The organism is Aneurinibacillus tyrosinisolvens, assembly GCF_001015055.1.
GTDB lineage: Bacteria > Bacillota > Bacilli > Aneurinibacillales > Aneurinibacillaceae > Aneurinibacillus_A > Aneurinibacillus_A tyrosinisolvens.
The window spans coordinates 1-12207 of the sequence record NZ_BBWZ01000039.1; the positions used below are offsets into that span (position 1 = coordinate 1).

The following is a 12207-nucleotide window of genomic DNA, read 5'->3' on the forward strand; positions in this document are numbered from 1 at the left end:
TAGATAGTCAGGCAAAATGGGTAGGAAAAATTCTTGAATGGCTGAAGGTAGGGTTCAAAGGGTAAGGGGGAAACCATCCTTCTATAAAGACCTTTATCATATAGAATGACTAAAATGAGGTTGGCGATAGGGATTTGTCCCAATTATAACAGGCTCGGTGATGAAATCAGAACTGGAGTCTATTAGATAAAGTGCTAAAATAGGAAGGAAAACTATCCCTGGTGTGAATTACTAAAAGAAATTTCTGATAAAAATAGGAGTTATTAACATCAACGATTATATAAGGGGAGATTAGAAATGTTCTTATATCATGCTACCAAATATAGTAATTATGAGAAAATATTTGATGATGGTGCAATTAAAACTGGTTCAGAAGGTTTGATTTATTTTACAACTCAAGAAGCCCATAGCGTTAATTGGGTTGACCTTACCAACAACATTTATGGAGAAGATATTGTCTCTTTTCGGATAGATGCGTCTAATTTAGACCAATCCAAAGTAGAAGATGGAATAGACCATGAGCCATCAGGGTTATTTAAGGGGATAACTGTAAAAACTTACAGCGATGACATACCCATTGAACACTTTGACCTGGACAATATAATGAAATACAAATCGAAATATCCAGAACGAAAAGAACTTCAAAAGGCTATGAAAAAGCGTAGAAATAAGTAACAAGAAGGTTATTGACTTTTTTCTATGTGAGCCAAAGAAAAATGAATTTTGGAAATTCATGAATGTATGGGAATATAGGTTGAGGGGTTTGGATAAGTTTTACAAAAAAGGTCGAAAAGAATGGAAGTAAACAGATTTCAAAAGCATGAGTGAAAATCAGGGGAACTACCTGGTATCACTCATGTTTTTGTTATGTGTTGGTTTTTAGACAAGAAAGCACGTCTTATTCTATATTTCTACAGAACAGGTCATCATATGAATCAGGAAATTCTTTGGAGATATTGACCTAAAACGACAACTATAGCTTTTAAATACACGACAAGTTATGTTTGAAATCAAACTGCATGAGAAAAATGGAGGAATATTGCAGAATAATATAATCTTTGGCTGAAGAAGTCAGGTCTAAGGAGAAATGTATGACTATATGACTCCTTTTCAAATTTTGGATTTTTACAGTATTCTAAAAGAAATGAAGTTGTATAACCAATACGTGTTTGAAATGGAGAGTCAAATGATTTTTAACAAAATATTAGCGTTTTTTGGAAAACCAAACAAAATCGAAAAGAAAGAAGAACAAATTCCTCCAGCTAAGCCTGTTCAACAAAAGAGAAGAGTGGAGCCGACACGAATTGGCGAGTTAGGTGAGTATAAAATCAACATTCAACTTGACCAACTACCAAAAGAAATTAGGTATCTGAGTGACGTTCTTATAAAAAATCCTAAATCGAAAACAGGATATTCTCAGATTGACCATATCGTAATCACAGAGTATGGATTATTTGTGATTGAAACAAAGAATTATTATGGTGAAATCAAAGGGAATCGGAATGATAAGTTTTGGAATGTCAGCAATAGATTCAAAATGTATAACCCGCTATTTCAGAACTATGGTCACATAAAGGTTTTGGAGAGCATTTTATCCGAATTTAAGAATCTGAAATTCGTTTCTATGATATCTTTTACAATGCGTTGTCGGTTTGGTGTAGAACCAGAACTTAGAAAAATACATTCAAATCAACTTATCGTTTATGATATTGAGCTTTCCGAGTATATTGAAAGAAAACTTCGATGGTTTAAAACTCAATTTCAAAATCCTTTACTTTCAGAATCGGATAGGATTCGTATTTATGAATTGATTAGAAATGTGAATATAACGGATTCAACGATTCGAGCCGAACACAACAGAAAGACAAAGGAAGGATAAATATGCAATAAGAGGAGAGTGAAAGATGGTGTTCCGTCAGGATTTATATGAACAGTATATTCAAGAACTTCACGCTCATTTATGTGATACTATGCCGATTGAACAAATTATAGGGTCTTGGCAGAACAGTCATCGAAAAAGGCGTTTTATTGCAATGTACCTACTACAATCGAAAGAGGTCTTCCATTTCTATTATAAGAAGCGAACGCAACTTGGGATTAAGGGCATATTTAATCAAATCATTTCTGCTATGATTGCCGAACCGACAAGCCAATTAAAACAGGATATTATACAATCTATTGGAATGACCAAGGGCATGATTTCGGGGGATGTATCGTCCTATGAAATAAAAGAAACGTTGAAGGATATAAACTCATTTGCATTATATTGTAGAAAGCGATTAAAGCAGTTTGATACATAACGAGATTTGCAGAACATCATATTGATGTGAAGGGATAAGCATAGATTGCAAAAAATGTACGAATCTTTACTAAATAGTTATGAAACCTTCATATCTTTTTCGTAGGCTTGAACGGTTTTCGTATTAAGAAAGTAATATAAATTCCTATGAAGTGCAGAAAAAATAGTCAAATTTCCCGAAATCGTATGAAATGTTCATACTCCATGAATCTGTGGGGTGTTTTTTTGTATTGCTTACCCCTATGTATGTTGAGTAATGACAACAACACTATTTATGGGTTTTAGGATAAGTTGTGAGCAATGCCAAGTGTACGAAGCTCATATCCCTTTAGACTATATCTGCATACAAAACCCTGTCAGCGATGGCTGGGTATTTTGTCATGCAATAAAGCCAGTCAGCCCACTTGTTACGGAATAATCTATAGTGCCAAATCTATAATTTAGTAGGTTTGATAACCAAGGATTCCTAATATAATGGGAAATTTTCAGATGGTAGCTCTATTTCACATGAATTAGACAGTATCGCACAGGAGGGAAAATGAATATGAAAAAACGGTCAAACGACAGAGCAGTTAATGACAACTTTGGTTCAACTATGAAGTATTATAGGGAAAGGAAAAATATGTCTTTGCAACAACTTTTTGAGAAGACAGGGGTGTCGAGTGGGTATCTATGTCGCCTCGAAAACGGTCAAAGGAAAGCTCCATCCGTGCCTATCGCATCTAAAATCGCTACGGCATTGGAAATACCACTTTCTTTACTGTTAGATATTTCGACTAACGAGACTCCCATTGATGAAGCACCTTCGATTGCGGAGTTAATTCTCTATAATGACTGCAAGATTGATGAAGAAAATCTGATTGGCAAGGAAGCAAAAGAAATATTGGTACAAATAATTGAATTTATCATTGAGGCATCCTGGGACAAGGAGAATAAAATTAAGCAGTTATTCGACCTATCCGAGCTGATTGATGATTTTAAAGAAGTAAGTTAAACAGGCCAAGGAAAAGGGGGGATTCCATACATATGGGGTCTCCTTTTATCATTAAAGAGGAGCTGATATGTGTATGAGCATCAAAGGAACTGAAAAAGAGTTTCTGTTTAGTCTTTTTTTGAAGACTCGACCAAACATATTGGAAAATACATTGAATGTGAAGCTTGAAGCGGGAGACATCTTATTAGAAAAAAGTCACCAAGGCATGAAATTGGACATGTATTCAATAGACAAACACACGGGAAGCGAAATCTACGTTGAGAACCTTCTGCTGAAATCTAATGAGCCCCATCAAAAAAAGGTATTACAAATCGTAGACAGTATACAGAAGGGGATAGTTGTCTATCAGGCACTGGGCTTCCACAGAAACCATGTGAAGCAATTGAAAAACAAGATAGAAGATTCAAGAAAGGATATTATTCTTTATTTAGTGAAAATCAATCCGAAGGTTATTGAAGCATTGGATAGTTTGAACAAGCTACACAAGTTAGAAGTGTTCAGGAATTTGAATTTGTTGGATAACGTCCAAAATCCAATTCACGTTGTTGCCAAATACGGAAATATGCCAGATAAGAATGCGGAAAGGACGCCTCCTATAAGAAAACAGGATAGTAACTTTGGAACCAGGGAAGATATTAACCATATGCTTCTCAGTGAATTAAGACGAAACATCCCATATTTTTTGAGCTTCCAACGTGAAAAGTCGAACATTGAGACAAATAGGTTGCTCCAATTTGGAGGGGGATTGAGTGGGACTACCTATTTTGTGACGTTAGAAAGTCGGAGAAAACTCGCATTTCTCGAATTGCGATTTACAAATGAAAGTGAATACCTATACCCAATTTTTAAAGAGAAAGAACATCAGATAAGGGAAAGAATTGGAGAAAGTGTTGTGTTTGACGATAATAGAAATGTCATAGGTGTTTACTTTAAGCCGTCAAAAGACATACAGGATACAATCAACCAAATTGTTGAAGTGTTTCGGAAAATGATTCACTTTTTTTCCGATTATTTTTTCCGAATGCAACGATTTGAGTCGAATCTGGCAGTATCGTAAAAAAGGATTTTTATAACAATGATTGGAAAGAGTCAATGTAAGGTTAATCCCAGCATTGATTTTTTCTTTTGTTTTCCTATAGCATTATTGGAATAAACTTGAGACAATATTCTTATTGATTGAATAGGAAATTGAGGGATAGCTTGTGAATACAGCGTATCATTCTAAATATTTTGCAAATAAACTCATTCATCGTTCTACTTCTAATGATATAGAAAAGCTTTCAATGTCTTTGTTTGATGCTTCAGTAGATATTAACCCGCATCAAGTGGATGCGGCCTTGTTTGCTTTCAAATCTCCTTTATCCAAGGGAGTTATTCTTGCTGACGAAGTAGGGTTGGGAAAAACAATTGAAGCAGGACTTGTACTTTGTCAATATTGGGCAGAAAGAAAAAGAAGGCTGTTGGTGATTTGTCCGTCTTCGCTTAGGAAGCAATGGAGTTTAGAGCTTCAAGAAAAATTCAATCTGCCAAGCATAATACTTGAGACGAAAAATTACAATGAAGAACTACGTAACGGGAATGCCAATCCCTTTAATCAACCATGCGTTATCATTACCTCTTTTAATTTTCCAAACAAAAGAAAAAATGACATACGTGCAATTCAGTGGGACTTAGCGGTGATGGATGAAGCACACAAATTACGTAATGTATATCGGAATAGCAATAGAATGGGTCAGGGGATAAAGTGGGCAATCGAAGAGAGAAAAAAACTACTGCTTACTGCTACGCCTCTTCAAAACTCTTTATTGGAGCTTTACGGGCTTTCAACCTTAATTGATGACCACATTTTTGGTGATATCAAAGCATTTAGGAGTAACTACGTCAATGATGGCAATTTCGAGGATTTGAGGGATAGACTTAAGGGGTTTTGTAAGCGAACATTACGGAAGGATGTCCTTGAATATATAAAATACACCGAAAGACACCCGATTACGCAACCTTTTACGTCTTCTGATAAGGAACAGGCTCTTTATGAAGCTATATCTATCTTCCTTCAAAGAGAAGATACATATTCGATTCCAAAAAGCCAGAGGGTATTGACGACATTAATTCTTTGGAAGCTTCTTGCTTCCTCTACAAACGCAGTTTTACAAACTCTACAAACCATCAAAAAAAGGTTGGAAGATATAAGGGACGGCATGGCTGAAAAAGAGCTTGCTTTTGATGATTTGGTTGACGAAGATGAATTGAACCTTATTGAACAGAGCGTAGATGAAATTGAAGAGAATTTTGAAGAGGAAGAAACTCTTGGGTCAGAAAACCATCAATTAGACTTAGAAAAGATTAACCAAGAAATAAAAGAAATTGAACGTTTCATACAAAAGGCGAATGAAATACAAATTGATACTAAGTCAGAAGCATTATTAAAAGCTCTGAGTATTGGTTTTGAAAAGATGCGTGAATTAGGTGCAAATAAAAAGGCCCTTATTTTTACGGAGTCTAAAAGAACACAAGAGTATTTGAAAACATTTCTCGAAGCAAACGGATATAAAGGAAAAATTGTTGTTTTCAATGGTACGAACTCCGATAGAGAATCAACGGAAATTTATAACCAATGGGTTGAGAAAAACCAACACTCAGGTAGAATTAGTGGCTCAAAGATTGCGGATAAAAGAAATGCTTTAATTGAATATTTCCGTGATGAAGCTGAGATTATGATTGCAACTGAATCGGCTTCGGAGGGGGTAAATCTCCAATTCTGTTCTCTAATTGTGAATTATGATTTACCCTGGAATCCACAGCGTATAGAGCAAAGAATTGGTCGTTGTCATAGATATGGTCAGAAATTTGATGTGGTTGTGATTAATTTTATCAACCAGAGAAACCAAGCAGATGTAAGAGTGTATGAATTGCTAAATGAAAAGTTTAGACTTTTTGAGGGGATATTAGGCTCCTCGGACGAAGTGTTGGGGTCTATTGAATCTGGAGTTGATTTTGAAAGGCGTATACTTAAAATCTATCAAACTTGTAGACAACAAGAGGAAATCGAGATGGCCTTCCAAGAATTACAGGCAGAAATGGAAGACCGAATTAAGCAAAGAATGGATAAGACCAAAGAAAAGCTGTTAGAGAACTTTGATATAGATGTACACGATAGACTTAAGTTTAATCTTCAATTCACGAAAGAACATCTTAATAAGTACGAGAAGTTATTTTGGAATGTAACAAGGTCAATACTACAAGAAGAGGCTCAGTTTGATAGTAGTGAGCTAAGCTTTTGTTTGGAAAAAAGTTTAGATAACCGTATACCAAGCGGGAAATATTTTATGATTTCCAAAGAAAGAAAAAACGTGGAGGGGACATATCTTTATCGTTTGTCCCATCCACTTGGCGAGTATGTGATTGACAGGGCTTTATCCGTATCAACACCTCCAGCAAAATTAGTATTTGATATAACGAATCACCCTGCAAAAATATCAGTGGTTCAATCATTACAGGGGAAACAAGGGTATTTGATATTATCAAAGCTAACCATTGAATCTTTTGAAAAAGGGGAGCATTTGTTATTTAGCGGGTTCACAAGTAGCGGGGAGATACTGGACCAAGAGCAATGCGAGAAACTGTTTCAATGTAATGCAAGTATTCTACCAATAAGTAATATTCAAGATGGCTTTCAACAAAAAATCATGAGAGAAATGAAAAGATATGAAGAAGCCACTATAAGTAGGGTAATAGAGGAAAATAACAAGTATTTCAGAGAGGAACAAGAGAGATTACAAAAATGGGCAGACGATTTAATTCTCGCTTCCGAAAAAGAGCTTGAGGATGTCAAAAGGCAAATCAGAGACTTAACCAGAAAAGCTCGACTTGCGATTTCAACAGAAGAACAGCATGACATCCAATTAAAAATTAATGAACTGGAAAAACAGAAACGGACAATGCGTAGAAAAGTTTTTGAAGTTGAGGATGAAGTCATCGAAAAAAGAAATGAGTTAATACAAGAACTTGAAAGCAGAATGCACCAGCACACGGAGAGAGAGGATTTATTTATAATAGAATGGGAAGTTGTATAGGGATAGAGGAGGAAATTCAGTGAACGAAGGCTACGCTAAACTCAAGTCAATCTTATCAGAGATGTTTCAACTTGACCAATCGGATTTGGATTTTGGAATATATAGAATCATGAACTATAAAAGGAAGGAAATTGAAAAATTCCTAAATGAAGATTTACTACCTCAAGTAACGAAAGAACTTGAAAAATACATCTCTGTGGAACAAAAAAATGTAGAGAAGGAACTGAAAGAACTTGTAAAACGGTTAGAAGATGACGGAGTTCCTTTGGAGAGTAGTAACAAGTATATGACGTTAAAGGCAAAACTCGATAACGGGTTAAGTGTATCCTCTGCCGAAAATGAGGTATATTCGCACCTTGCAAATTTTTTTAGAAGGTATTACGACAAAGGAGACTTTATGTCTCTAAGACGGTACAAGAAGGACGTATATGCTCTTCCCTATGAAGGGGAAGAAGTGAAACTCCATTGGGCAAATGCTGACCAATATTACATCAAAACTGCAGAGTATTTCAAGGATTATAGCTTTAAAACGTCAGATGGTTACAAGGTTCACTTTAAAATTGTAGATGCAGATACCGAAAAAGATAATAATAAGGTTCATAGTGACAAAGAAAAGAGATTTATGATACACAAAGAAAAATTATTTAGGTATGATGGCGAGTTAACAATTTATTTTGATTATGTTGTAAGTACAGAAAAACAAAAAGACTTGATTGATGAAGCTATTGAAATAATATCCAGAATAATTAATTCCCATACCTCTTTAAACAAGTATGAAACACTACTTTCTTTACAACCATCTGAAAAAAATCTAAAAAGGACGTTGATTGAAAAATATCTGTATGACTATACATCAAGAAATACATTTGATTATTTTATACATAAAGATTTAGGTGGGTTCTTGAGGAGGGAGTTAGATTTTTACATCAAAAATGAAGTAATGTTTTTAGATGATTTAGATACAGAAAATGAAGTAAAAATCGAGCAATATCTTACGAAGATTAAAGTTATTAAGAAAATTGGCAACAAAATTATTGCCTTTCTTGAACAGATTGAAAATTTCCAGAAGAAATTATGGTTAAAAAAGAAATTTGTTGTGGAAACAAATTTCTGTATAACGCTGGATAAAATTAGTGAGGAATTCTATCCTGAAATTGCTAAAGAAGATAGGCAGAGAAAAGAATGGGTTAAGCTGTTTTCAATTAATGAAATAAAGGGTGATTTAACTACTATTGGATACTCAGAGCCATTGACTGTTGACTTTTTGAAACAAAATAAGAATTTAATATTGGATACAGCGTTATTTAATGATGACTTTAAAGAAAAGCTTTTAGGTTCAATAGATAATATTGATAAAAATGTGAATGGAGTCTTAATTAAAGGTGAAAATTTTCAAGCACTAAATTTGTTGACGGAGAAGTATAAGGAAAGTATCCAATGTGCCTATATAGACCCACCATATAATACATTGAAAGACGAGTTTCTTTATAAAGATAACTTTACTCATTCTTCTTGGCTTTCAATGGTTAATGACAGAATTGACTTATTAAAAAAATTATTGACTAAAACGGGCGTTAATATGAGTTCTATAGGAAATCATGAGTTGGCTCGATTAATGCTATTGATGAATTCAAAATATGGTGAAAACAATTTATTGAATGTATTTATTTGGAATACGGATGGTAATATAGATAACCAAAGCAAATTTAAGCAGGACCACGAATATATAGTAGCGTATTCAAGAAATGGAAAAGAATTACCCCCTCCTAAAGTGATAGACCCTAACGTACCAAAAGATAGTAAGCTGTATAAAAAATCTTATAGAAAACACTATTGTAAAGAACGGACCGAAAAATCCTGAATCTGATATTTTACTACCCATAGGATTTCCTGCGTCATTTGAGGAGGGTTATATCTTACCAGATAAAGAGGAATATCCAAAATTTAAGGATGTCGTTGAAGTGAAAGATTGGAAGACGACTTCTCCCTTAGTAATTAGAAGTGGTTGGAGTTCTAAAGACCTTTTGGAACAGTTCATTAAAAATAAATTTCAACCAATCACTGATAGCAAAGGCCAGAAAACATGGTTTGTTGTTAAGGATTCTGGTGCCCCATATGTAATTAAAGAAAGAATGGACAACGGGCATGTTCTAACGGTACTGAGAAACTTAGGAAGTACACAGTCTTCATCTAATATGTTAGAAGGAATGGGAATTGAATTTTCGTATCCTAAACCAGTCCCTTTAATTCAATATTTAATTTCTGCTATGACAGAACATACAGATACAATTATTGACTTTTTTGCAGGTTCAGGGACGACAGGGCATGCTGTAATTAATCTTAACAAAAATAACGAACAGGATGAAAAACAATCAAATCGAAAGTATATCCTTGTAGAAATGGGAGATTATTTTGATTCAGTTACCAAACCAAGAATTCAAAAAGTTATCTACTCAGATGACTGGAAAGATGGTCAGCCCATTTCAAGACAAGGTTCAAGTCATATCTTTAAATATATTCGTCTTGAATCATATGAAGATACGTTAAATAATCTCGAACTAAAGAGAACAGAAGAGCAAATAACATTGCTTGACCTGAATCCAGAGTTAAGAGAACAGTATATGCTTACCTATCTGCTTGATAAAGAAACGGAAAACAGCGTGACGCTACTTAATATAGATAAGTTTAAAAATCCTTTTGAATATAAGCTGAATATTGCACAGGGATTGGAAACTAAAGTCACAACAATTGATTTGGTTGAAACCTTCAATTATCTGCTGGGAATCGAAGTGGTACGGAATGAAAAAAGAGAGAACTACATTGCCGTGGATGATAATGAAAGCGATGTTCCAGGTTCCGTTAAATTATCATTATCAAAGAATGGCGAGTACACTTTTAAAGAAATTGAAGGTAGAACCCAATCTGGCGAACGGGTACTTGTGATTTGGAGAACCTTAACGGATGACATTGTAAAAGATAATGCGGTGTTAGATACTTATTTCCTAAAGAAGAAATACAGCACCAGGGATTTTGAGTTTGACAGAATCTATGTAAACGGAGATAACAACCTTCAAAATTTGAAAATGGACGAAGAAAGATGGAAAGTCGTTCTCATAGAAGAAGAATTTAAAAAATTGATGTTTGATGTTCAAGCAGTATAGGGGGTGTTATTGTGGCAAGAACAAGTAAAACGAAAAAGGCAAAAACACCTCAATTAAAGTTCTACAAACGGTTGGTATTGAATCAGTATTTTCTAAAACTGTTTGGTGTAAGTAAGCTTGAAGAAATCGCTGAAGAAATGAAGAAACCAAGGTATGAGGGGCTGGATGACGACAACAATACTAATTTCTACCATTTTCTAATTGAAGAATATAAGGATAAGTTCAAAATAAGCAAGGACAAGCTTTTACAATATGATGAAAACATAGTAGCTCATACACTTAAAATCTCCGAAAAAAGGGAGTTACGCTTTTCCTGGAAGTATTTTCAGTATCTTTCTCTTCTTTTTACAGAGATTTATCTGGATATGTATGTGAATACCCCAGATAAATTGGTTGCAGAACTTAACGCTTATGTAGAAGAATTTAATGGGGATAAAGAGGATGGAGATAAGATAGAGCCTTATACGCTCACTGACCTTAAAAAAATTGCTTTTTGGAACGCAACAGGCTCTGGTAAGACCCTTATTATGCATGTCAATAGTCTTCAATACCTTCATTATATGAAACAGTCTGGCAGAGTAAATGAGATTAATAAAATAATCCTTCTAACCCCGAATGAAGGGTTATCAAATCAACATCTTGGTGAATTTCAACTCTCTGGACTTAACGCAGAACTATTTGATAAAAATGTTGGTGGACTCCTGGCGTTAGCAGAGAAACGGATTGAGATTATTGACATCAATAAAATCAAAGACGAAGAGGGAGATAAAACAGTCGCAATCGACTCTTTTGAAGGAAACAACCTGGTACTTGTTGATGAAGGGCATCGTGGCTCTTCGGGAGAGGACTGGAAAGGTAAAAGGGATAAGTTATGCGAAAACGGATTTTCATTTGAATACTCGGCTACCTTTGGTCAGGCAATGAAAGCATCGGGTAAAGAAGCATTAATTCAAGAGTACGCAAAATGTATTTTATTTGACTACTCGTATCGGTACTTTTATGCGGATGGCTACGGGAAAGATTACAACATTCTAAACCTCGAAGATGACAGCAAGGAAGATATACGGCTGTTGTATCTTACTGCTTGTTTACTGACGTTTTATCAACAAAAAAGACTATTTGAAGATAATAGGAAAACATTCGCACCATTTTTAATTGAGAATCCTTTGATTATTTTTGTAGGAGCCAGTGTCCTGAAAGGGAAGAAAAATACTGAAGCCTCTGATGTGGTTGACATCTTAACGTTCTTCTCGGATTTTATAAAGAATGAATCCAGAAGTATTAAATTGATTGAACGTTTACTTGGAGGAAGCCCTGGTCTTCTTGATAACAAAGGCAGAGAAATATTTCGGGATGCATTCAAATATTTGAATAGCAAACCCTTAGATTACACTGGAATCTATCGGGATATTCTCAGAACCGTATTCAATTCCAATACTGTTGAAGCCGAATTACACGTTGAGAACCTAAAGGGTGTAACTGGTGAGATTGGTATTTGTGTAGGGGAAAATGAATACTTCGGAGTTATTAACGTAGGGGATGACAGTAAGCTTATCAAACTTTGCGAAGAAAATGGGTTGATTACAGGGGTAAGAGAATTCTCGGAATCATTATTTCAGAAAATCAATGAAAATGGTTCCGCTGTAAATGTGCTTATTGGTTCAAAAAAAGTTTACTGAA

At 34.8% G+C, this 12207-nt stretch carries 9 protein-coding genes; all 9 read left to right on the top strand.

All coding sequences use genetic code 11. The features are described 5' to 3' along the window. The first annotated feature begins 297 nt into the window (after window positions 1-297). The 9 genes from MBEAL2_RS22885 (at window position 298) to MBEAL2_RS33170 (ending at window position 12206) form a co-directional block, all read left to right on the top strand. Window positions 298-675, top strand: a complete 378-nt coding sequence (locus MBEAL2_RS22885) for a hypothetical protein (protein ID WP_047154560.1) — start codon at window positions 298-300, stop codon at window positions 673-675. A gap of 412 nt (window positions 676-1087) precedes the next feature. After that, the gene (locus MBEAL2_RS22890) at window positions 1088-1879 is read left to right on the top strand and encodes a nuclease-related domain-containing protein (protein WP_236692982.1); all 792 of its coding nucleotides are present in this window, start codon (window positions 1088-1090) and stop codon (window positions 1877-1879) included. A gap of 25 nt (window positions 1880-1904) precedes the next feature. Beyond that, window positions 1905-2300, top strand: coding sequence for a hypothetical protein (locus MBEAL2_RS22895; protein WP_047154561.1), 396 nt, complete (start codon window positions 1905-1907; stop codon window positions 2298-2300). Window positions 2301-2843: 543 nt separating this feature from the next. After that, a complete protein-coding gene (locus MBEAL2_RS29640; RefSeq protein ID WP_052947931.1) occupies window positions 2844-3293 on the top strand; it encodes a helix-turn-helix domain-containing protein in 450 nt (149 codons plus the stop codon). Window positions 3294-3366: 73 nt separating this feature from the next. Continuing rightward, on the top strand, window positions 3367-4350 hold the full coding sequence (locus tag MBEAL2_RS22905; protein ID WP_152667894.1) for a hypothetical protein: 984 nt from the start codon (window positions 3367-3369) through the stop codon (window positions 4348-4350). A 145-nt stretch (window positions 4351-4495) separates the two neighbouring features. After that, window positions 4496-7366, top strand: a complete 2871-nt coding sequence (locus tag MBEAL2_RS22910; RefSeq protein ID WP_047154563.1) for an SNF2-related protein — start codon at window positions 4496-4498, stop codon at window positions 7364-7366. 19 nt (window positions 7367-7385) lie between these two features. Beyond that, window positions 7386-9227, top strand: a complete 1842-nt coding sequence (locus MBEAL2_RS22915) for a DNA methyltransferase (protein WP_052947932.1) — start codon at window positions 7386-7388, stop codon at window positions 9225-9227. A 100-nt stretch (window positions 9228-9327) separates the two neighbouring features. Further along, window positions 9328-10527 (top strand): DNA methyltransferase, encoded by a 1200-nt coding sequence (locus tag MBEAL2_RS22920; RefSeq protein ID WP_152667895.1) that lies wholly within the window; start codon window positions 9328-9330, stop codon window positions 10525-10527. A gap of 11 nt (window positions 10528-10538) precedes the next feature. Beyond that, window positions 10539-12206, top strand: a complete 1668-nt coding sequence (locus MBEAL2_RS33170) for a DEAD/DEAH box helicase family protein (protein ID WP_236692983.1) — start codon at window positions 10539-10541, stop codon at window positions 12204-12206. The last annotated feature ends 1 nt before the right edge of the window (window position 12207 follow it).

Coding starts and splice junctions, on each gene's coding strand:
- MBEAL2_RS22885 (WP_047154560.1), top strand. CDS start 298: ATGTTCTTATATCATGCTACCAAATATAGTAATTATGAGAAAATATTT.
- MBEAL2_RS22890 (WP_236692982.1), top strand. CDS start 1,088: ATGTATGACTATATGACTCCTTTTCAAATTTTGGATTTTTACAGTATT.
- MBEAL2_RS22895 (WP_047154561.1), top strand. CDS start 1,905: ATGGTGTTCCGTCAGGATTTATATGAACAGTATATTCAAGAACTTCAC.
- MBEAL2_RS29640 (WP_052947931.1), top strand. CDS start 2,844: ATGAAAAAACGGTCAAACGACAGAGCAGTTAATGACAACTTTGGTTCA.
- MBEAL2_RS22905 (WP_152667894.1), top strand. CDS start 3,367: ATGAGCATCAAAGGAACTGAAAAAGAGTTTCTGTTTAGTCTTTTTTTG.